A 21,527-nucleotide genomic window follows, 5' to 3' on the forward strand; every position below is an offset into this window, starting at 1 on the left:
AAGCGATTCAGGCGCGCTTGACGGCCTTGAGGAGCTTCTCGGCGAGATCGGGGTCGGTCAGCGTCACCTTGGAACCCCCGGAGAACACGTCGAACGTGCCCTTCTTGGCGTCCCGCAGGGAGAGCACCAGCGGCTCGCCGGCCTTGGCGCCGGGCTTCTCACCAGCCAGGCTCAGCCCGGCCACGCTGGCCCCGGCGGCGCCGACGCCCACGGTGGCGGCGATGGCGAGGACCCGGCGGCGGGACAGGCGGTTGACCGCCCGCGTGCCGTAGTGGACACGACTCATGCTCGGCCTTTCGTCAAACGCTCCGGCGGTCTCACCGGCGCGCGAATCGGGTTGATGCACGTGCCTAACGTCGTCGACGTCCATCAGTACGAGACGATCACCGCAGGAGTTCAAAGCGATTTCCGGGTAAAGGTTTCTTTCAGGTCGGTAACCCGCCGGAATCGATAGAGGCGCAGCTCAACCCCATTCCGGGAGCGGTATGGGGCCGCCCCGGGAAAGTGACGGACAGTCCGGCGGCCGCCGCGCTACGTGATCTTGCGGTTCCGGCCCGGCCGGGCTACTCCTCCAGTGTCACCGGCACCGGCCGCAGGTCGAGCCGCACCGGGCTGCCCACCGGCAGCCGGCCGAGCAGCTCCCCGCTCACCTGCGCGACCACCACGCTGTCGCCCACCTCGACGGTGACCCGGCTGGTCGGGCCCAGGAAGGCCGTGGACAGCACCCGGCCGGCGCCGTCCGGGTCGGGCACCACGCCGACCGATTCCGGGCGTACCAGGGCGGTCACCCGCGGGCCGGTCGCGCCGGGCCGGACCAGCGGCAGCCGGGCGCCCAGCACGGTGACCGTGTCCCCGTCGACGTGGCCGGGCAGCCGGTTGCTCAGCCCGACGAAGTCCGCGACGAACGCGCTGGCCGGGCGCAGGTACACCTCGGCCGGGGCGGCCAGCTGCTCCAGCCGGCCGTCCCGCATCACCCCGACCCGGTCGGCGACGGCCAGCGCCTCCTCCTGGTCGTGGGTGACGAACAGCGTGGTGGTGCCGACCTCGGTCTGGATCCGGCGGATCTCGTCGCGCAGCTGGACCCGGACCTTGGCGTCCAGCGCGGAGAGCGGCTCGTCGAGCAGCAGCACCTGCGGCTCGATCGCCAGCGCCCGGGCCAGCGCCACCCGCTGCTGCTGGCCGCCGGAGAGCTGGTGCGGGTAGCGGCCGGCGTGGCTGCTGATCCCGACCAGGTCGAGCATCGCCGCGGCCCGGTCGCCGCCCGCGCGCCGGCGCAGCTTGAGTCCGAACTGGACGTTCTGCAGCGCGGTCAGGTGCGGGAAGAGGCTGTACGCCTGGAACACCATGCCCATGTCGCGCCGGTTCGCCGGCAGGCCGGTGATGTCCTTGCCGTCCACCAGCACCCGCCCGCTGTCCGCGTCCTCCAGCCCGGCCAGGACGCGCAGCGCCGTGGTCTTGCCGCAGCCGGACGGCCCGAGCAGGGCGACCAGCTCGCCCGGCTCGATGTGCAGGTCCAGCCCGTCGAGGGCGGGCACGGCGCCGAAGGTGCGGCGCAGGTCGTCGAGGTGGACCGCGACGCCGTTCAGGCCGTTCATCGGGATGCCTTCCGTCGGTCGCCGAACAGGGTCAGGAGCAGCAGGAGCAGGAAGGCCAGGATCAGCGCGGCGAGCGAGACGGCCACCGACATGGTGGCGCTGCTCTTGCCGAGCAGGTTGATCGCGACCTGCAGGTTGGTGCGGTTCAGCAGCGAGGCGATGGTGAACTCGCCGAGCACGAGCGCCACGGTCAGGAACGCGGCCGACAGCACGGCCGAGCGGATGTTGGGCAGCACCACCCGGGCCATCACGGTGAACCAGCCCGCGCCGAGGCCGCGGGCAGCCTCGGCCAGCGTCCTGACGTCGATCGCGGAGAGCCCGGCGTCGATCGAGCGGTACGCGTACGGCAGCACCAGGATCGTGTACGCGAACGTCAGCGTCAGCGACGAGCCGCCGAGGAAGTAGGTGACCCACGCGTACACCGGGGCCAGGCCGACGACCAGCACGATGGCCGGGATGGTCAGCGGCAGCAGGCAGATGAACTCCACCAGCGGCCGCAGTCCGGGCAGGCGCAGCCGCACCCAGATCGCGGTCGGCACCAGCAGCGCCAGCATCAGCAGCGCGGTCAGCAGCGCCTGGCCCAGCGACGCGACGATCCCCTCGGCCAGGTCGGGGTAGGTCTCGCTGAGCCGGGGCCAGTCGGCCAGCAGCGACCACGTGCCGCCGCCGCCGCGGGTGGTGAACTCCAGCATGGCCGCGAGCGGCAGCAGGAAGAACACGCCCATGACCGCGAGCACGGCCCAGCGGAACGCGGACTGCCGGCGGGCCCGGCGCGCCCTCAGCCCAGCCATCGCGCGGTCCGCTTCTGCAGCAGGGCGTACAGGGTCATCACCACGGCCACGACCACGACCATGCCGAGCGCCATGGCCTTGCCGAGGTTCTGCTGGCCGAGGACCACCTCGCTGGTCAGGGCGCTGCGGATCTGCAACGGCACGATCGGGTTGCCCTGGCTGACCAGGGCCGCGGCCGTCGCGTACGCGGAGAACGCGTTGGCGAACAGCAGCAGCGTGGAGCCCAGGAAGGCGGGCGCGAGCAGTGGTCCGGCCACCCGGGTCCAGTACTGCCAGGTGGAGCCGCCCAGGCTCTCGGTGGCCTCGCGCCACTGCGGGCGGATGCCGTCCAGCGCGGGCAGGAACACGATCACCATGAGCGGGATCTGGAAGTAGGTGTAGACCAGCATCAGCCCGGGCAGCTCGAACAGCCAGACCCCGCCGGAGTAGATGTCCACGCCCAGCTCGTCGCGCAGGAACACGGTGACGAAGCCGGACAGGCCGATGGTGGCGATGAACGCGAAGGCCAGGGTCACCCCGCCGAACTGGGCGAGGACCCCGGAGGCCGCGGTGACGACGCGCCGCAGCAGCCCGCCGGGCTTCGCGGTGGCCAGCGCGTACGCCAGCACCGCGCCGAGGACCGCGCCGATGATCGCGGTGATCGCCGAGAGCAGGATGCTGCGCCCGAACGCGTCGCGCACGTACTCCTCGCCCAGCGAGGACACGTTCGACCAGGTGAAGCCGCCGTCGCCGGCGAACGCCCCGATCGCGACGACCAGGGTCGGGATGATCAGGAAGATCGTGACGTAGGCGAAGAACGGCAGGGTGCCGAGCAGGCTGCGGAGGTCGTGCAGCCGCAGCCCGCGGCGGGGGGCCCGGACCCGTGGCACGGGTGCCAGCAGGCCCGGGTCGTCTGTGACGGTGGCCATACTTCAGCCGATGGCCTTGGCCCAGTTGGCGGCCAGGTACTCCTTGGCCTTGGCGGTCTGCGCCTCGGTCTGGAACACCGGGGTGCCCTCGGCCTTCGGCAGGGCCGCGAAGGCGGTGGCGTCGATCGTGCCCGCCTTGGCCATGGCGTCGGCGCGCACCGGCCGGGCGCCGCCCTTGAGCCACAGGTTCTGGCCCTCGTCGGAGTAGAGGAACTCCTGCCAGAGCCGGGCGGCCGCGGGGTGCGGGGCGTCCTTGCTGATGGCCTGCACGTAGTAGGAGCCGAGCACCGCGCCGGCCGGCACGACGGTCTTCCACTGCACCTTGCCGGTGAGCTTGGCGCCCTGGGCCACGTTGAGGTAGTCCCAGTCGATGACCACCGGGGTCTGTCCGGACTCCACGGTCGCCGGGGTCGGGTCGACCGGCAGGAAGTTGCCGGCCTTCTTGAGCTTGCCGAAGAAGTCCACGCCGGGGGCGATGTCGTCGGCCGAGCCGCCGTTGCCCAGCGCCGCCATCACGACGCCGGCGAACGCGGCGCCGGCCTGGGTCGGGTCGCCGTTGAGCGCGACCTTGCCCTTGTACGCGGGCTTGAGCAGGTCGGCCACGCCGGCCGGGGCGGGCACCTTGGCGCTGTCGTAGCCGATCGACATGTAGCCGCCGTAGTCGTTGACCCAGGTGCCGTTGGCGTCCTTGAGCGCGTCGGGGACGTCGGCCCAGGTCGCCACCTTGTACGGCGCGAACTTGGCCACGTTGGCGGTGGCGACCGCGGTGCCGAGGTCGAACACGTCGGGCGCCTTGTCCTGGCCCTTGAGCTGGTCCGCGGCGTTGATCTCGTCCTGGCTGGACGCGTCCGGCTGGGCCGAGTTGACCTTGATGCCGTACTTCGTCCCGAAGGCCTTGATGATCTCGCCGTAGTTGGCCCAGTCCGGGGGCAGGGCGATGACGTTGAGCTGGCCCTCCTTCTTGGCGGCCGCGACGAGCGCGTCCATGCCGCCGAGATCGGCGGCGCTGGCCGCGGTGGCCGCGCCGCTGCCGGCCGAGTCGCTCTTCTTCTCGGGCGGGGAGCAGGCCGTGAGGCCGGCGAAGGTCGCGGCCGCCAGCAGGGCCGCGGCGGTACGGGAAAGGGTCCGCACTGTGGTTCCTCCATCTCATCGGCGCCCGCCGGGGGGCGGCGCCGCTGTGGATCATGGGAGTACGGGGTGTCGGGCGGGCGGTCGGCAGGCGGCGATCAGGCGTCGGCGGCCTGAATGACAGCCGCCACGAGGTGGTCGTTCTCCACCGCGCCGCCACCGTGGGGCTGGGCGAGACGGTCCCGGGCGTAGCCGTACGCGACGCCGCTGCGCGGGTCGGCGAGGCCGAGCGAGCCGGCCGCGCCGAAGTGACCGAACGCGGCCGGGCCGAGAAACGGATAGGGGGTCGTCAGGGCCTCGAAGCCGAGGCCGAACTGAGCGCCGGAGCCCCCGGACAACAGGTCCGGGGCGGGGGCGCCGGCGGTGCCGAATTCGGCGATGGTGGCCGGGCGCAGCAGCGGTTCCCTGCCGTTGAGGCCCGACAGGGCCGCAGCATACAACCGGGCGATGCCGCGTGCATTGCCGACACCGCCGGCCGAGGCCGGGCCCCGGGCGCGCACGGTGCGGCTGTTGGCGAAAACGGTCAGGTCGGTCGGCGGGTCGGCGTGCCGGTTCAGCGCGATGCCGGTCAGGCCGGCCGGGTCCGGCCCCGGCTCGCGGCCCACGGGGGCGCGCAGCGGCCGGAACCGCGGCTCGAGCTCGGCCGGCAGCCCCAGATACAGGTCGATCCCGTACGGCGCGCGCACCCGCTGCTCGTACGTCTGCTGCAGCGACCGGCCGGTCACCCGGCGCACGACCTCGCCCGCCAGCGCGCCGATGACCAGCGCGTGGTCGCCGTAGCCGGCGCCGCGCGGCCAGTACGGCCGCTGCTTGGCCAGCCGCTCGGCGATGATCCGGTCGTCGGCCAGCTCGGCCGGCCCGAACCCGCCGTCCACGCCGATCAGCCCGGCCCGGTGGCCGAGCAGCTCGCGCACGGTCACGTCCGGGATGAACTGGGGCCAGTAGTGCCGCACCGAGCGCCGGACGTCGATGACGCCGTCCTGGGCGAGCAGCGCGACGACGATGAACGCCGCTCCCTTGGTCACCGACAGCAGCCCGAGCAGCGCGTCCGGATCGATGGTCCAGAGATCGACGACCGGGCGGCCGTGCCGGTACACGGCCAGCTGGGCGCCGACGTCGCCGAGGCGGGCCATCTCGGCGGCGAAGCACTCACGCACCTTGGCGAAGCCCGGGGCGACCGTTCCCCGCACCAGCGACATCGGCGGCCTCCTTCCGGCCCTCCATGGTGACGCAGACCGGGTGCGTAAGTCTCCCCCGCGGCGCGGGTCAGTCCGCCGTCAGCACCTCGGCGCGGTGCGCGGCCAGCGCGCCGTTCATGCCGTGCAGGAAGCGGCGCACCACGTCCAGGTCCTCGTCGCTGAAGGCGGCCATCATGGCGTCGGTGCGCTTGCCCAGCGGGCCGAAGAACTCCATGGCCAGCGCCATCCCGGGCTCGCCGTAGCGCAGGTGCACCAGCCGGCGATCGGTGCTCTCCCGGCTGCGGCGCAGGTGCCCGGCGCGTTCCAGCCGGTCGATGGCCGCGGTGGTGGCGCCCGAGGACAGCCCGATGGCCTCGCCGAGCCGGCCCGGGGTCAGCGGCTCGCCCCGGCCCTCGGCGTGCATCACCGCGATGAGCGCCTGCAGGTCGGTCGGGTGCAGCCGGTGGCGCTGGGCGAACGCGTGCCCCACCTGCTGCGCCTCCACGCTGTAGGTCTGCATCAGCTCGACGATCTCCTCGCGGAGCCTGTCCCGCTCCGACTTCCGCGCCCGGTACACCCCGTCAGTCTTGCAGATCCCGTCGCATTCGTGGAGACTCTCGATGGTAGAGATTCTTTGCGGTGGAGGAATAATGGTGCTGCGGACACTGACCGGACGGCTCACCGCATGGCTGGTGCTGGCCGTCGCGTTGCTGATGGGGGGCGCGGTCATCGCCGGCGCGGGCGAGGTCCGCACGACGAACGACCCGACCGCCACGCTGCCCACGGCGGCGGAATCGACGAAGGTCGCCGCCCTGCAACGGCAGCTGCCCTCGGGGCAGGAGAACCCCGCCCTGGTGCTCTACAGCCGCGGCGGGCAACCCCTCACCGCCGCCGACGTGACCAAGATCGAGGCGGACGCCCGGGCGTTCGGCAGCGCGGCCCCGCCGGTCTTCGCGCAGCGGCGGGACGCGGCGCTGCTGGCCGTGCCGTTCCCGGCCGACCTGCCCAGCGACGAGATCATCGCCAAGGTCGCCGACCTGCGCGAGACGGCCCGCGCCGGCCTCCCGGACGGGCTGAGCGCCCAGGTGACCGGGGGCGCCGGGTTCTCCGCCGACATCGCCGACAGCTTCACCGGCGCCAACACCAACCTGCTGATCGTCACCGTGGTCGTGGTGGCGCTGCTGCTGCTGATCACCTACCGCAGCCCGGTGCTCTGGCTGGTGCCGCTGACCGTGGTGGGCCTGGCCGACCGGGTCGCCAGCGGGCTGGTCGCCGTGCTCTCCCGGCACACCGACCTGACCATCGGGCCGTCCACCGTCGGCATCGTCACGGTCCTGGTGTTCGGCGCCGGCACCGACTACGCCCTGCTGCTCATCTCCCGTTACCGCGAGGAGCTGCACCGGCACGCCGACCGGCGCGAGGCCATGCGGCGGGCGCTGCGCGGCGCCGGCCCGGCCATCGCCGCGAGCGCCGTCACCGTCGTGCTGAGCCTGCTCACCCTGCTGCTCGCCAGCCTCAACGACACCGTGGCGCTGGGCGTCACGTCCGCGCTGGGCATCGCCGTGGCCGCCCTGTTCGCCCTGATCGCGCTGCCGGCCGCGCTGGTGGTCTGCGGGCGCGGGCTGTTCTGGCCGTTCATCCCGCGCGTCGGCCAGGGCGGCGCCGAGCAGGAACGCGGCATCTGGGCCCGGGTCGGGCGCGGCGTCGCCCGCCGGCCCGGCCTGGTCACCGTCGTGTCGCTGGTGATCCTCGGCGTGCTGTCCACCGGCCTGATCGGCACCCGGCTGGGGCTCTCGCAGACCGAGCAGTTCCGGGTCCAGGCCGAATCGGTCGACGGCCTCGAGACGCTGAGCCGCTACTTCCCGGCCGGCGCCGCCGATCCCACCGTGGTGCTCACCTCGCCGGAGAACCGCGACCGCGACCTGGCCGCCGTCCAGGGCACCCCCGGCGTGGCGCAGGCCCGGGTGGCCGAGCAGGCCGGCCGGATCGTCAGCATCAGCGCGGTGCTGACCGCGGCCCCGGACACCCCGGAGAGCTACGCCACCATCCGCGCGCTGCGCGCCTCGGTCGGCGACGGCGCCCTGGTCGGCGGCAGCGTGGCGACCGCCATGGACACCAAGGACGCCGCCGGCCGGGACCTGCGGGTCATCGTGCCGGTGATCCTGCTGGTGGTGCTGCTCGTGCTCGGCCTGCTGCTGCGCGCGGCCGTCGCCGCCGTGCTGCTCATCGCGACCGTCATCGCCAGCTTCGTGGCCGCGCTGGGCGCCGGCTCCTGGCTGTTCCGCGAGTTGCTCGGCTACCCCGGCCTGGACAACCAGGTGCCGCTGTACGCGTTCCTGTTCCTGGTGGCCCTGGGCGTGGACTACAACATCTTCCTGGTCACCCGGGCCCGGGAGGAGGCCGCCACCCGCGGCACCCGGGGCGGGATGATCCACGCCCTGGCCGCGACCGGCGCGGTCATCACCAGCGCCGGCGTCCTGCTGGCCGCGGTGTTCGCCGTGCTGGGCGTGCTGCCGATCATCACGCTCACCCAGATCGGCGTCATCGTCGGGCTCGGCGTGCTGCTGGACACGCTGCTGGTGCGCACGGTCCTCGTCCCGGCGCTGGCGACCCTGCTGGGCGACCGCTTCTGGTGGCCGGCCGACCCGGCCGCCGCGCACCGCGCGGCCCAGGCGGACCCGGTGGCGCAGCCGGCGGCGGTGGCCGGATGAGCGACGACGGCCTCGCCGCGGCCGAGGCGATGCTGACCGGGGCCCTCGACGGCGCGCCCGAGCCGCTGCGGGAGCCGTGCCGGCGCCTGGCGGAGGCCGACGGCGAGCGGCTGCGGGCCCGGCTCGTGCTGGCGGTGGCCGGCCAGGCCTGGCCCGGCGCCTCCCGGCGCACCGCCACCGCCGCGGCCGCCGTCGAGCTGCTGCACCTGGCCATGCGGGTCCGCGACGACCTGCTCGCCGACGCGCCGGCCCGTAACGGCACGCCCACGATCAACGCCAAGGAGGGGCCCGCCGTCGCGCTGCTGGCCGGCGATCTGCTGATCGGGCTGGCGAACCGGCTCGCCGCGGCGGCCGGCGCCGGCGCGGTGCTCGGCGACGCGCTGACCGAGGTCTGCGCCGGGCACACCCTGGCCGCCGACAACCGCTTGCCGGCCGACCTGAGCGCCGCCACCGCGCTGCGGATCGCCCAGCTGCGCACCGGCACCCTGCTGGCCGCGGCCGGCCGGCTCGGCGCGATCGTCACCGGCGCGCCGGAGGACGGGCTGCGCGACTACGGGCTGGCGGCCGGCGCCGCGCTGCACGTGCTCGACGACGTGCGGGACCTGCTCGACGACGACGCGCCGGGCGACCCCGGGATCGTGACGCTGCCGGCCGTGCATGCCATCGCGGCGCACCCGCAGCTGCGCCGGCTGCTGCGCCCGGGGGTGACCGGCGCGGAGCGGGAACGCGGGAGAGACCTGCTGCGCACCGGGGTGCCGGCGGCCCTGACCACGGTGGACGAGCTGACCGACCGCGCGGCCGCCGCCCGCCCGGACCTGGCCGACCTGACAAAAAAGTACCGGGACAGCCGGCTCGCGCGCCTGCTGCCCCGGTACCGGGCCCTGCTCAGTTCGTGAGCGTGCCCCGCAACAGGCTCTTGCCGGAATGCGCGGCGTCACCGTCGTACGCCTCCGCGGACACGTCCACCAGCCGGTAGCGGTTGAGGTCCGCACCCGGCGGCAACGGCAGCACCACGTCGGCGGCGCCGGACAGCGCCGCGCTGGAGAGGTTGCCCATCGCCATCATCCTGGTCGTGTCGTCCGGGTCGATCAGCCACACCTCGTAGTAGCCGGTCGTCAGCGGCAGGTTGCGCACGTCCAGGCGCAGCCGGTTGCCCCCGATCACCTCCGCCGCGCCGCCGGCCGCGACCGGGGCGCCACCGAGGCGGGCCAGGCTCGCCTTCGCGGTCACCGCGGGCGGAGCCGGCCGATCGGTGAACCGCTGCACCGTGACCGTGCCGGCGATGGCCAGCACCGCGGCAGCCGCCGCGGCCAGCACGGGCAGCGTCCAGCGGCGTTCCCGCCGCTGCGGCAGGCGCCGGACCGGCGCGGTGACCGCGGCCTCGATGCCGGCCCAGACCCGCTCGGGCGGTGGCGGCAGCGCCCGCAGGCCCTGCGTCTCCGAGCCGAGCTCGGCCACGTGCCGCAGCTCGTCGATCTCCGTGCGGCACCCCGGGCACTCGGCCAGGTGCACGGACTCGTCGGTGTCCGGCGCCTCCTCAGAGAGCGCGAAGAGGACCAGCCGATCGGGATCCAGATGCTGCACCGTCCACCTCCCACCGTCGTCGTAGATTGGCCATACCCCGCCGGATATGGCTCTTGACCGTGCCCAGGGGCAGTCCGGTCAGCGCCGCTATCTGCGGATGCGTCAGGTCGTCATAGAACGCGAGCTCCAGGCTGCGCCGCTGCTCCGCGGGGAGCTGGGCCAGCTCGTCGGCCACCACCAGGCGGTCCAGCACGCGTTCCGGGCTCTCCTCGTCGGCGACGGGCTGCGCCCGTACCGTCGTGGCCACCCGCTCCTCGCGGGCCGCCGAGCGCAGCCGGTCGACTGCCTTGCGCCGGGCGATGCCGAGCAACCAGCCGAGCATCCCGCCACGTTCCGGATCGAACGTACCTCGGCCCTGCCAGGCCGCCACGAAGGTCGTCTGGGTGACGTCCTCGGCGTCGGCGCGGTTGCCCAGCAGGCGCACGCCGAGATAGAGCACCGCGCCGCCGTAGCGGTCGTACGCCAGGCGTAACGCCTGTTCGTCGCCCGCCCGGAAGCGTTCGGCGAGTTCGTCGTCGGGATTCATCGGCCCCCTTTCCACCTGCTCATTCGCTCCCCGGACGGGCCGCGGATGCAACGGAATCAATTTTCTTCAGGTGCATCCGGCCGCCCGGCGGCCAGCGAAACCACCGGGTGTCCGACCCCGATCACCCACTTCGAGGAGAAGTTCGATGCGTTTGAAGCCCCTGCGCCACGTCACCGCCGTGGGCGTGGCCGCCCTGGTCGCCTTCGGAGGGCTCGGCGCCCTCACCGCGACCCCCGCCTTCGCCGCCACCTCCCAGGTCTCCGTCGTGCACGGGATTCCCGGGCAGAACGTCGACGTCTACGTCAACGGCAAGAAGACCCTGCCCGACTTCGCGCCGGGCAAGGTCGCGGGGCCGCTGTCGCTGGAGGAGGGCAGCTACGACATCGTGCTGACCAAGCCCGGCGACGATATCAGCAAGGCCCTGCTCAAGGTCGACGACGCGGAGATCCCGGGCGGCGCGAACATCAGCCTGGTGGCCCACCTGAGCGCCGACGGCAAGCCGTCGCTCACCCCGTTCGCCAACGACGTCAGCAAGGTCGCCGCGGGCCAGGCCCGGATCATCGTGCGGCACACCGCGGCGGCGCCCGCGGTCGACGTGCGCGCCGGCGGCAAGCCCGTCTTCGAGAACCTGACCAACCCCAAGGAGGCCAAGGCCGACCTGCCCGCCGGCACCGTCAAGGCCGACGTCGTGCTGGCCGGCACCGACACCGTGGCGATCGGCCCGGCGGACCTGGACCTCAAGGAGGGCACCGCGACGATCGTGTACGCCGTCGGCTCCGCCGAGGACAAGACGCTCGACCTGGTCACCCAGACGATCACCGGTCTGCACTCCGCGCCGGGCGGCGTGCCGAGCGGCAGTGGCGGCCAGGCCGGCAGCGGCCTGGGCCTGGCCTGGTACGCCGTCGCGGCGGCCGGCCTGCTGATGCTGCTCGTGGGCGCGCGCCGGCTGGTGCCGGGTCGCCGATGACCGTCGGAACCGGGGGCGCGTCCCGCAAGGGGCGCGCCCCGCTCCTCATCGTCGGCGGGCTGGTGCTGCTCATCCTGGTCGGCGTCGCGGCGTACCTGGCCCGGCCGGCCTCCACCGTCGGCTCCTCGGCGGTCACCGCGCTGGCCTCGGCCGCTCCCCCGGCGCCGTCGACCGGCGCCCCGGCGCCGGCCGCCGTGGCCGAGGCCTCGGAGCCGGCCGAGGAGGTGGCGCCGGCCCGGCTGCGGATCCCCGAGCTGGACCTGGACGCCACCGTCGCGCCGGTCGGCGTCGACGCGGAGACCGGCGAGTTCGACGTGCCGCCGAGCGTCGACCGGGTCGGCTGGTACCGCTTCGGCCCGGGCGTCACCGCGCGGGCGGGGTCGATCGTGGTCGCCGGCCACGTGGACAGCGCCGCGCAGGGCAAGGGTGCGTTCTTCCGGCTGAGCAGCCTGGAGCCGGGCGACACGATGACGCTGGCCGGCCCGGACGGCAAGGACCGCGCGTTCGAGGTCGTCGCCCGCGAGCGGTACAGCAAGACCCGCATTCCGCTGGACAAGTATTTCGCCCGTGACGGGGCCCCGCGATTGACGCTGATCACCTGTGGCGGCCCGTTCGACGCGAAGACCCGCCATTATCGGGACAACATCGTGGTCACCGCCAAACCGGTGTCCTGAACGCCGATCTGCCCGCTCGGGTGACACCCGGGCGGGCCGATCACTGGGTACGATCACGACACCGGCCCACCCCTGCAACCTCCACCGTTCGGTGGAGGCGGGACATCGTCCGAACGACCGATGCCAGGAGTTCACCCGGGGACCCATATTTTTGCATTAATTCGACCCTAAGAAAGCCTCAATTTTCGCTGGGAAATTGGTGTTGGAAGGCGTCAGCTCTTAACGTCTGCATGCCGGTAACCGGCCGGGCCGTACCGACGGGCCCGCGGACCGGCTCATCCGCCAATGAAATGGTTACAGAAGAGGTGCCACCCATGCGAAGGCCGACTTACCGTCGGGCCGCCCAGCGCCGGGGCCCGGACCGTCGCATCATCGCCGCGGTCGCCGTACTGATCGGTTTCGGTGGGGTGATCGGTGTCACCCAGATCTCCAACGCGGACGAGAGCAAGGTCGCGGCCTGCGAGGCCCCGGCCGCCGCGCCGTCCGCGCCGTCCGCCAAGGGCGCCGCGTCGGACCCCCGGGTCGGCACCTACACGGACAAGGACGGCGACATCCAGCACAAGGGCGACGGCCAGCTCGCCAAGGGCGAGAAGGCCCCCGCGCCCGAGGCGGTCAAGGAGTGCACCACCGGCAAGACCACGGTCAAGCAGGTCAACGGGCTCCAGATCCTGACCAACACCTGCGAGGACAGCGACCTCGACGCGCACGACGGCTTCCAGAACGGCAACCGGTGCGTCTCCACCGAGTTCGGTGAGGTCGGCGACCAGAGCAAGAACCCGACGCTGCTGATCACCGAGTTCCCGAAGTCGGTCAAGGCGAACACGCCGTTCACGCTCAAGGTCAGCACCCGCAACCTGGTCCGGGACCGGTTCCTCGCGGCCGGCCAGGGCGGCTACTACGTGGAGAGCTCGGTGCTGACCGGCGAGGGCCTGGTCCGCGGCCACTTCCACACCGCCTGCCGGATGCTCACCGCCACCAACGAGGCCCCCGACCCGGCGCCGGTGCCCGCGTTCTTCGTGGCCACCGAGGACAAGAAGGGCGGGGCCCGGCCCGACACCGTCACCATCCAGGTCCCCGGCCTCCCCCAGGAGGGCATCGCCCAGTGCGCCTCGTGGGCCGGCGACGGCTCGCACCGCATCCCGATGATGCAGCGCGCCAACCAGACCCCGGCCCTGGACGCGGTCCGCGTCAAGGTCGAGGGTGGCGGCCAGGGCGAGGAGCCGCCCGCCGAGGAGGAGCCGCCCGCGACCCCGCCGGCCACTTCGCCCGCCTCCCCGCCCACTTCTCCGCCCGACTCCCCGCCCGCCTCCCCGCCCGCCGAAAACAACGGTGGAGACAACGGTGGAGACAACGGCGGGAACAACGGCGGCGACAACGGCCAGGGCGACGGCCAGAACGGCGGCGACGGCCAGGGCGACGGTCAGGAGCCGAACCCGGGCGCCACCGCGACGCCGAAGACCGGGACCGGCACGACGCCGCCCAAGACCGGCACCGTGGTGATCCCGCCCAAGTCCGGCGCCGACGCGCCGAAGCCGGCCCGGACCACCAAGCCCGCCCCCGCCACCGAGCCGGCCCAGGCCGCCGATGACGACGAGCAGGCCACCGGCGACGACGCCGACAACGAGACCCCGGCGCAGGCGGCCGGCGACAAGACCAGGAAGCCGGCGACCACCGAGAAGCCGGCCGCCCAGGTGGTGTCGAACGACGACAGCGACGACGGCGCCCCGGATCTGCAGGCGGAGCAGAACGTGCAGACCGGCGACGACTCCAAGCTGGCCCTGACCGGGGCCAACTCGATGACGTTCATCCTGGGCGGCGCGCTGCTGATCCTCTGCGGCGCCGTGGCCCTCGGCGCGACCCGGCGCCGCCGGGCGACCCGGGACTGACGGCACGACGGTCCTGTTCGCGCGGTCACCCCGGCGGTGACCGCGCGAACTGCCGTCCGGGCCGGTGGTTAGGGTCCAGCGTGTGCCAGGGATCAGGGGAACGATGACAGCCGGCTGCACCGTCACCGTGTGCCGGGACTGCTGCTGCGGCAACCCGCGCAAGCACCCGCGGATCGACCACGACGGTCAGCTGGTCCGGCTGCGCGAGGCGCTGCCGGCCCCGCACCGGGTACGGGTCAGCGAATGCCTGGACGCCTGCGCGGAGGCCAACGTCATCGTGGTCCACCCGGAGCCCGCCGCCCGCCGCAAAGGCGTCCGGGCGGTGTGGTTCGGCCTGGTCGCCGACGACGCGGTCGAGGAGGACATCGCGGCCTGGGTGCGCGCCGGCGGCCCCGGGGTGGCCCCGATGCCGGCGATCCTGGAGCTCTCGGTGCTCCGCCGCTGAGCCGCCGGTCAGGCCGCCGGGCCCTCCAGCGCGGCGCGGGCCTCGTCCAGGAACGCCAGCCGTGGCCCCTCCAGCAGGTCCCGGGCGCTCTCGCCGGCGGGAACCCCCTGCCACACGGCGCCGTTGAGCACGAGGAAGTAGACCCGGGCGGCGTCGTGCACCGGGAGCGGGAAGAGCACCCGTACCATGCGCTCGGCGACCCACAGGCGGTCCATGACCGCCTGGGCGGCGACCGCCCAGGCGCCCTCCGGGTCGAACGGGTCGGGCGGCCGGCCGAACGCCTGCCTCTCGGCCTCGGCGGCGGCGCCGATGAACCGCTCCAGCAGGGCGAGCCGCTCGGCGCGGCGCGCGTCGGCCCGGGTCACTTCCAGCTTGCGCTGCTCGGTCCGGGCGACCGTGCGCTGGGTGCTGCGCTGGACCAGGAAGGACAGGCCGCCGCCGAGCGTGACGCCGGCCAGGGAGGTCAGGGCGGTCCAGGTGTCGGCGGCCATGCCGTTATCGTGCCGCATCGGGGGTCCACAGGGGATTGCCGGCGGTGGCTTGCGCGCCGGGAGTCTGCGGCGCACGCCCGCCGGAGTGCCGGATCCGCGCCCTCGGCCGGCTCCCAGCCTGCCCGCTACGGGGCGGCCGCGCCTCAGCGCTCGGCTGCCACCGGGACCGGCTCGCCCTCCAGCTCCGGCTGGCGGTCCAGCTCCGGCTGGCGGTCCAGCTCCGGCTGCCGCCCCAAGTCCGCTTCCCGGTGCGGCTCCGGCTCCGGCTGCCGGTCCAGCAGCTCGGTCACGGACGCCGCGTCGCCGGGCCGGCCGAACAGGTACCCCTGCCCGTGGTCGCACCCGATCTGCCGCAGCATCAGCCACTGACCGTCGGTCTCGATGCCCTCGGCCACGGTCTCCAGGCGCAACGCCCGGCACAGGCCCACCACGGCGTCGACCAGCGCCACGTCGTCCGCGTCGGTGTCCACCTGGTCCACGAACGTCTTGTCGATCTTGATGATGTCGACCGGCAGCTGCTTGAGGTAGTTCAGCGACGAGTACCCGGTGCCGAAGTCGTCGATCGCCAGCCGCACGCCCAGGGCCCGCAGCGCGCCGAGCGTCTCGATCGCCCCCGCGACGTCCTCCATCAGCATCGACTCGGTGATCTCGAGGGTCAGCGAGCCCGCCGGGACGCCGGCGTCGCCGATCGCCGCGGCCACGTCCGCGACCAGCCCGGCGTACTGGAACTGCCGCGCGGACAGGTTCACATTGATCTTGAGCCCGGCCGCGGCCGGGGTCGCCCGGCGCCAGCGCGCCAGCTGCGCGCAGGCCTCGCGCAGGACCCACCGGCCGAGCGGGACGATCAGGCCGTTGGCCTCGGCCGTCGCGATGAACCGGTACGGGCCGAGCAGCCCGTCCCGCGGATGCTGCCACCGCACCAGCGCCTCGACGCCGGTCATCCGCAGCGTCGTCATGTCCACCACCGGCTGGTAGAGCACCACGAACTGATCCTGCTCCAGGCCCCGCTCCAGGTCCACGCGCTGCTGCGCCTCCTCCAGCACCGACCGTGACATCGACGGGCTGAACACCGCGTAGGCGTTGCGGCCGGCGCGCTTGGCCGCGTACATGGCCAGGTCGGCGTCGCGCAGCAGCTGGTCGGCGGGCACGTCACCGGTGGCGATGCCGATGCTCAGCGAGCAGGTGACGTCGCGGCTGTCCAGGCGTACCTGATCGCGGCCGGCCTGCAGCAGCCGCTCGGCCAGCACGACGGCGCCGTCCGGGTCGAGGTCCTCGGCCAGGATGGCGAACTCGTCGCCGCCGAGGCGGGCCAGCGTGTCGCCGCGCCGCATCTCGGCGCCGAGCCGGGCCGCCAGCGTGGCCAGCAGCTGGTCGCCGGCGCTGTGCCCGAGGTTGTCGTTGACCAGCTTGAAGTCGTCCAGGTCGATGAGCAGCACGGTGACGGCCCCGCCGCCGCGGCGGGCCACGGCCTGGGCGAGCCGGTCGCGGAACAGGGCCCGGTTCGGCAGGCCGGTCAGCGAGTCGGTGAACGCCTGCCGGCTCAGCTGCTCCTCGAGCTCCTTGCGCCGGCTGATGTCGCGCAGGCTGATGACGGCGGCCCGCAGCGCCGGATCGTCGACCCGGTTGGTGCCGATCACGTCGAGCTGCAGCCAGGACCCGTCGGGCCGGCGCAGCCGCGCCTCCGTGCGCGCGGTGCCCCCCGGCACGGCGAACAAATCGGCCATCCAGGCCCGCAGGCCGGCCAGCTCGTCGGGATGGGCCAGCTCGACCATCGCCCGCCCGGTGACCTCCGCCCCGGTCAGGCCGAAGATCCGCTGCGCCGACGGGCTGCTGTAGCGGACCGCGCCCCGCCCGTCGATCGCGAACACCGCGTCCGAGGCCGCCTCGAGCAGCATCCCGGTACGGCGGTCGGCGGCCTCCCGCCGGGCGTCCAGCCGCCGCCGGCTGTGCGCGTTGATCGCGTTGAGCGCCACCAGGGACGACATGATCGCCACCAGCGACACCACGGAGACGGCGTTCACACTGGTCACCGCGGGCAGCAGGGCCAGGTAGCCGGCCACGGAGAGCGCCCCGAGGCCGACCACCACGGTGGGTCCGTAGAGGGCCGCGGCGGTGACCAGGAGCAGGGAGGCGCCCGGCAGGTAGAGCATCAGCCCGTCCCGGTCGATCCGGGAGAAGAGGAAGAGCACCGGCAGCTCGGCGACCCACCAGACGGTCAGCCAGCGGCGCACCCGGGGGCCGCGGACGAGCCGGGCCCACGGCAGAAAGAAGGCGGCGACCTGCGCCAACCCCGCGGCCAGGACGGGAGCGAACAGCCAGCGGTGCTGCGGGCTCCAGTCCACGGCCACCCGTACGCAGCTCAGCAGCGTCACACCGGCGGCGATCGAGGTGCCGATGCGGATCTGCCGCGCCCAGTACTCCGCGGTGCTGTCGTCGAACTCCGCCGCATGCACGAGCCCAGCAATCGGCGCTCCGCGCGCCGGTGTGAGGAAAACCGGGCGTTCACGCCCGGGGGCCGGGACCGCGGGGGACGCGTTCTGCTCACCGTCCCCGCTTCGACCGCGCCGCCCCCATCACGCCCGCTGAGGCCGCCGGCCGCTCTCACCGCTCTTCCGTTGACTGCTGTTGACCGGCGCCGGCCCTTCAGCCCTTCCCCGACCTCGCCGCCCCTCCGTTGACCGGCGTTGACCGCTGCCGGCTCCCCAGCCCCTTCCTGACCCCGCCGCCCCGCCTTGGCCGCGCTGACAACTCACCGCCCCTCTCTTGGCCGCGCCAACCGCCCACCGCCCCCTCCGGGGCCGCGCCAACCACTCACCGCCCCCTCCTGACCCCGCTGACCACTCACCGTCCCCTCCGGGGCCGCGCCGACCGCTCGCCGTCTCCCTCTTGGCCCCCGCCGACCACCGCGCCTCCCGCCCGTCGGCTCCAGGCGGGGCAGGCCGGGCCCCTTCGGCGCGGGTGGCGGCGGGGGCGGCGCGGCCCGGGGGTCAGCCCAGTCGGCCGGCGACGAACTCCGTCGCGTCGTCGAGGAACTTGGCGTAGTCGAGGTGCGCGGCCAGGCTGGTGCCACCCTGGCAGAACCGGTCGTTGCGGTTGCAGAAGGACTGCGTCCGGTCCGCGAACGCGTCCAGCCGGCCGGCGCCGCGCGGGAAGACCCCGGAGCGGGTCCCGTCGCCCACGTTGAAGTCCTCGCCCGCGGTGAACGTCGGATCGCCGAAGAGCAGCACCGCCACGACCCGCCGGGACAGCGCGGCGGGGATGGCGGGCTGGCCGGCCGCGCGGCCACGCACCGAACTGCCCACGAGGGCGTCACCGACGACGTTCGCGCCCTGTGAGTAGCCGGCCAGGACGAACTTGGTGTTCGCGCAGGCGGCCGCCGTCTGCCGCACGTCCGCCGCGAGGCTGGTGACGCCCTGCCGCACGCTGGCCGTGTAGTTGAACGAGGCCGGGTAGTCCACCGCGGTGGACCGGACGGTCTGGGGCAGGTCGCGGGTGAGCCGCTGCGCCAGCGGTGTCAGCAGCACGCCGAGGCCGGGACGTTCCGTGGTGCCTCGGGCCCCGATGACCTCGACGTCGGGACAGGCGTTCCCGGGCGCCTGCGCCGCGAAGGTCAGCGGCGCGACGAGCAGGCCCGCCGCTCCGACAATGCCCGTTGCCGCGATGGTGAGAATTGTGCGTAAACGCATTTCGTCATCCCTTCCGAAGGGGCGAGGACTATATGCATTCCATACGCAGAATCTCGGGGGTCCGCCCGGCGCTGAGGATTACCTCACAATCAGTGCAGAAATGATCCGCAGGTCGACGCGGTACGTAGCGCCCCGGGCCCCGGTGGGGAGATGAGGAGCGAAGGTGATGCATCGGGCTATTCGGCGGTATGCCGGAATGGGCGGGAGAGATCGTCCGGTGCGGTTGCGCCGGTGAGCTGACGCCATTCTTGGCGTGGCGAGCGGACAGGCCGCGGCGAAGCGCGCCGACGCGGTGCCAGCCCGGCGCGCCTCAAGGCCGACGCACCTCTAGGCCGACGCGCCGCCGGGCCGACGCGACACGGGGCCGACGTGGCCGCCGGGCCGACGTGGCCGCCGGGCCGGCCGGCACGCTGCCCACGACTCCGGCCGGTTCGGTCAATCGTCGAAGTCGACGATCACCTTCGCCGACGTGGGCGTCGACTGGCAGGTCAGCACGAACCCCGCCGCCACCTCGGCCGGTTCCAGCGCGAAGTTGCGCCGCATCACGACGTCGCCCTCGACGACCCGTGCCCGGCAGGTGCCGCACACGCCACCCTTGCAGGCGAACGGCAGGTCCGGCCGGGTCCGCTGCGCCCCCTCCAGGACGGTGTCGCCCTCCGGAACGGTGACCGTGGTCGAGCGGCCGTCGAGCACCACCGTGACCTCGCTGCTCGGCCCGTCCGGGGTGCGGTCCGCCCGTACCGGCTCCGGCGGCGCCTCGTCCACCCAGAACAGCTCCCGGTGCACCCGGCCCGGCTCCACGCCGTACTCGCCGAGCACCTGGGTCGCGTCCGTGACCATGCCGAACGGCCCGCACAGCCACCAGTGGTCGACGGCGGGGACGTCGATCAGCAGCGGCAGCAGGGTGCGCAGCTTGTCCGCGTCGAGCCGGCCGGTCAGCAGGTCGACCTCGCGGGCCTCGCGGGAGAGCAGATGCACCAGTTCGAGCCGGGCCGGGTGGGCGTCCTTCAGGTCGGCGAGGTCCTCGGCGAACATGACCGTGTCGGCGCGCCGGTTGCCGTACAGGATGCTGACGGTCGCGTCGGGGTGCCGCAGCAGGGACGCCGCGATTGACAGGACCGGGGTGATGCCCGAGCCGGCGGCGATCAGCACGTGCCGGCCGCCGGCCTCCAGGTCGGGGGTGAACGACCCGGTCGGCGGGGCCACCTCGACCTCGTCGCCGGCCCGCACGCTGTGCACCAGCCAGGACGACACCAGTCCGCCGGGCACCTCGCGCACCCCGATCCGCGGCCGCGCCCCGGCGGGCGCGCAGATCGAATAGGTGCGGCGCTCGTCGGTGCCGCCCTCGGAGTGGCGCACGGTCAGCGACTGCCCGGGCTTGAAGGCGTACCGGTCGGCCAGCTCGGCGGGCACGTCGAAGGTCACGGCCACCGCGTCCTCGCAGAGCCGTTCGACGGCGGCGACGCGCAGCGGATGGAACTCGCGGACCACCACGTCAGATCTCCTTCACGTGCTCGAAGGGCTCGCGGCAGACCGGGCAGCGGCGCAGGGAGCGGCAGGCGGTGGCGCTGAACGCGGCGATCTCCTCGGTGTCGGGATGGCCGCACTGCGGGCAGCTGACAGCGCGGCGGCTCGGCGCCAGGGTGAGCGGCACCGGCCCGGCCGCCCGGCGCGGCGCGGCCCCCGGTGGGGAGATCCCGGCGGCGGCGAGCTTGTCCCGTCCGGCGGCCGAGATCCAGTCCGTGGTCCAGGCCGGGGTCAGGACGGTACGCACCTCGACCCGCGGGTAACCGGCCTCCCGCAGCGCCGCGGTGAGGTCGTCCCGGATCGTCTGCATCGCCGGGCAGCCGGAGTACGTCGGCGTGATGGTGACCACCACACCGTCGGCGGACTCGTCGACGGCCCGCAGGATGCCGAGGTCGGCGAGGGTGAGCATCGGCATCTCGGGGTCGGTGACCCGGGCGGCCACCGCGGCCGCGGTCACCACTCGCTCCCGGGCAGGGACCGGGCCACGCCCTGCAGCTCGGCGAGGATGTCGGCCAGCGCGGCGGTGTGCACGCCGTCCCGGCCACCTCCGTCGGGCGCGAAGTCGGTCCGGCCGGCACCGGCGGGCCCGCCAGACGAACCTCCACGGTCAGCGCCATCCTGGGCCACAGACGCCGACACCCCACTGTCCGCCTCGTCCGGCACATCGGCCGCCGGTCGCAGGGTCGCGGCCTTCAGCACCTGGGCCCAGACGGCGTCGAACTCCGGCCGCAGTGCCGACGGGTCCACCGCCACCGCTACCGCGGCCAGGCGCACCTCGGTGGGGTGCGGCCGGAACAGCTCGCCGATGAGCGGCGTCACCGCGTCGACCGCCGCCTGCATCCGCTCGTGGGAGAGGGGGGTGCCGTCGCCCAGGCGCACCACCCACTGCGCCGCGTAGTCCCGGTGGTAGGTCACTTCCTTGACGCCCTTGGCGCCGATCGCCGCCAGCACCGGGTCGCCCGACGCGGTCAGCCTGTCCAGCAGGGCGAGCCGCCACGTCGCGAAGACCAGCAGCCGGGCCACCAGGTGCGCGAAGTCCGCGTCGGTCCGCTCGGCGAGCCGCACGTTGCGGAACTCGGCGGCGTCGCGCTGATAGGCGAGCACGTCCTCGTCCCGCCCGGCGTCCTCCACCTCGGCCGCCCGGCTCAGCAGCAGGCGGGCCTGGCCGAGCAGGTCGAGCGCGATGTTGGCCAGGGCCAGCTCGTCCTCGAGCTCGGGCGCGCGGGTCACCCACTGCTGCAGCCGGTGGGACATGATCAGCGCGTCGTCGCCCAGCGCGAGGCAGTACGCGCTCAGATCAGCCCGGTCGACGTCCGCGGGAACGGTGGTGTCCACGCCGGCGAGCGGGTCGGCGAAACCGGTGCCGTACGCCCACCGCGCGTCGTCGTCGTGGTCAGTGAGCGCCTCGTAAGCGGCGTCGAAGGACATGG

21 protein-coding genes are annotated in these 21,527 nt (G+C 73.8%); 6 read left to right on the top strand and 15 right to left on the bottom strand.

Going from position 1 to position 21,527, the window contains the following annotated elements:
• Positions 1-7: 7 nt before the first annotated feature.
• The 7 genes from Ani05nite_RS11585 to Ani05nite_RS11615 form a co-directional block, all read right to left on the bottom strand.
• On the bottom strand, positions 8-286 hold the full coding sequence (locus Ani05nite_RS11585; RefSeq protein ID WP_203767680.1) for a hypothetical protein: 279 nt from the start codon (positions 284-286) through the stop codon (positions 8-10).
• Between the two features lie 277 nt (positions 287-563).
• Positions 564-1,595, bottom strand: a complete 1,032-nt coding sequence (locus Ani05nite_RS11590) for an ABC transporter ATP-binding protein (RefSeq protein ID WP_203767682.1) — start codon at positions 1,593-1,595, stop codon at positions 564-566.
• Entirely contained in the window at positions 1,592-2,386 is a 795-nt protein-coding gene (locus Ani05nite_RS11595; protein ID WP_203767684.1) for an ABC transporter permease, read from the bottom strand. The genes Ani05nite_RS11590 and Ani05nite_RS11595 overlap by 4 nt, the downstream gene beginning before the upstream one ends.
• The gene (locus Ani05nite_RS11600) at positions 2,374-3,294 is read right to left on the bottom strand and encodes an ABC transporter permease (RefSeq protein ID WP_203767686.1); all 921 of its coding nucleotides are present in this window, start codon (positions 3,292-3,294) and stop codon (positions 2,374-2,376) included. The genes Ani05nite_RS11595 and Ani05nite_RS11600 overlap by 13 nt, the downstream gene beginning before the upstream one ends.
• 3 nt (positions 3,295-3,297) lie before the next feature.
• Positions 3,298-4,425, bottom strand: coding sequence for an ABC transporter substrate-binding protein (locus Ani05nite_RS11605; RefSeq protein WP_203767689.1), 1,128 nt, complete (start codon positions 4,423-4,425; stop codon positions 3,298-3,300).
• Positions 4,426-4,520: 95 nt separating this feature from the next.
• Positions 4,521-5,621 carry a serine hydrolase domain-containing protein gene (locus tag Ani05nite_RS11610; RefSeq protein WP_203767692.1) on the bottom strand — a complete coding sequence of 367 codons (1,101 nt, stop codon included), beginning with the start codon at positions 5,619-5,621 and terminating at the stop codon, positions 4,521-4,523.
• Between the two features lie 67 nt (positions 5,622-5,688).
• On the bottom strand, positions 5,689-6,177 hold the full coding sequence (locus Ani05nite_RS11615; protein WP_239129681.1) for a MarR family winged helix-turn-helix transcriptional regulator: 489 nt from the start codon (positions 6,175-6,177) through the stop codon (positions 5,689-5,691).
• A gap of 73 nt (positions 6,178-6,250) precedes the next feature.
• Between Ani05nite_RS11615 and Ani05nite_RS11620 the strand changes: the two genes are divergently transcribed.
• Entirely contained in the window at positions 6,251-8,311 is a 2,061-nt protein-coding gene (locus Ani05nite_RS11620) for an MMPL family transporter (RefSeq protein WP_203767698.1), read from the top strand.
• Positions 8,308-9,207: a polyprenyl synthetase family protein gene (locus Ani05nite_RS11625; protein WP_203767701.1), complete on the top strand. Its 900-nt coding sequence runs from the start codon at positions 8,308-8,310 to the stop codon at positions 9,205-9,207. The genes Ani05nite_RS11620 and Ani05nite_RS11625 overlap by 4 nt, the downstream gene beginning before the upstream one ends.
• Here Ani05nite_RS11625 and Ani05nite_RS11630 read toward each other — a convergent pair.
• Together Ani05nite_RS11630 and Ani05nite_RS11635 are read right to left on the bottom strand one after the other, a co-directional pair.
• Complete coding sequence (locus Ani05nite_RS11630) at positions 9,197-9,895, bottom strand: anti-sigma factor (protein WP_203767704.1); 699 nt, start codon at positions 9,893-9,895, stop codon at positions 9,197-9,199. The genes Ani05nite_RS11625 and Ani05nite_RS11630 overlap by 11 nt on opposite strands.
• A complete protein-coding gene (locus Ani05nite_RS11635) occupies positions 9,849-10,421 on the bottom strand; it encodes an RNA polymerase sigma factor (protein ID WP_203767706.1) in 573 nt (190 codons plus the stop codon). The genes Ani05nite_RS11630 and Ani05nite_RS11635 overlap by 47 nt, the downstream gene beginning before the upstream one ends.
• Positions 10,422-10,566: 145 nt before the next feature.
• Between Ani05nite_RS11635 and Ani05nite_RS11640 the strand changes: the two genes are divergently transcribed.
• The 4 genes from Ani05nite_RS11640 (at position 10,567) to Ani05nite_RS11655 (ending at position 14,393) form a co-directional block, all read left to right on the top strand.
• Entirely contained in the window at positions 10,567-11,388 is an 822-nt protein-coding gene (locus Ani05nite_RS11640) for a DUF4397 domain-containing protein (protein ID WP_203767708.1), read from the top strand.
• Positions 11,385-12,062, top strand: coding sequence for a class F sortase (locus tag Ani05nite_RS11645; protein ID WP_203767710.1), 678 nt, complete (start codon positions 11,385-11,387; stop codon positions 12,060-12,062). Before Ani05nite_RS11640 ends, Ani05nite_RS11645 begins: the two co-directional genes overlap by 4 nt.
• Positions 12,063-12,376: 314 nt before the next feature.
• Positions 12,377-13,948, top strand: coding sequence for a hypothetical protein (locus Ani05nite_RS40965; protein WP_239129684.1), 1,572 nt, complete (start codon positions 12,377-12,379; stop codon positions 13,946-13,948).
• Positions 13,949-14,051: 103 nt separating this feature from the next.
• On the top strand, positions 14,052-14,393 hold the full coding sequence (locus Ani05nite_RS11655; protein ID WP_203767712.1) for a hypothetical protein: 342 nt from the start codon (positions 14,052-14,054) through the stop codon (positions 14,391-14,393).
• A gap of 8 nt (positions 14,394-14,401) precedes the next feature.
• Here the strand turns inward: Ani05nite_RS11655 and Ani05nite_RS11660 are convergent, their stop codons facing one another.
• From Ani05nite_RS11660 to paaC, 6 genes are all read right to left on the bottom strand, one after another.
• Positions 14,402-14,884: a hypothetical protein gene (locus Ani05nite_RS11660; protein WP_203767714.1), complete on the bottom strand. Its 483-nt coding sequence runs from the start codon at positions 14,882-14,884 to the stop codon at positions 14,402-14,404.
• Positions 14,885-15,027: 143 nt separating this feature from the next.
• On the bottom strand, positions 15,028-17,337 hold the full coding sequence (locus Ani05nite_RS11665; protein WP_203767717.1) for a putative bifunctional diguanylate cyclase/phosphodiesterase: 2,310 nt from the start codon (positions 17,335-17,337) through the stop codon (positions 15,028-15,030).
• A gap of 534 nt (positions 17,338-17,871) precedes the next feature.
• Entirely contained in the window at positions 17,872-18,570 is a 699-nt protein-coding gene (locus tag Ani05nite_RS11670; protein ID WP_203767720.1) for a cutinase family protein, read from the bottom strand.
• Between the two features lie 435 nt (positions 18,571-19,005).
• On the bottom strand, positions 19,006-20,064 hold the full coding sequence (gene paaE / locus Ani05nite_RS11675) for a 1,2-phenylacetyl-CoA epoxidase subunit PaaE (RefSeq protein WP_203767723.1): 1,059 nt from the start codon (positions 20,062-20,064) through the stop codon (positions 19,006-19,008).
• Between the two features lies 1 nt (position 20,065).
• Positions 20,066-20,557 (bottom strand): 1,2-phenylacetyl-CoA epoxidase subunit PaaD, encoded by a 492-nt coding sequence (gene paaD, locus Ani05nite_RS11680; RefSeq protein ID WP_203767726.1) that lies wholly within the window; start codon positions 20,555-20,557, stop codon positions 20,066-20,068.
• Entirely contained in the window at positions 20,551-21,525 is a 975-nt protein-coding gene (gene paaC / locus Ani05nite_RS11685) for a 1,2-phenylacetyl-CoA epoxidase subunit PaaC (protein ID WP_203767729.1), read from the bottom strand. The genes paaD and paaC overlap by 7 nt, the downstream gene beginning before the upstream one ends.
• Between the last annotated feature and the right edge of the window lie 2 nt (positions 21,526-21,527).

The organism is Actinoplanes nipponensis, from assembly GCF_016862275.1.
Classification (GTDB): Bacteria; Actinomycetota; Actinomycetes; order Mycobacteriales; family Micromonosporaceae; genus Actinoplanes; species Actinoplanes nipponensis.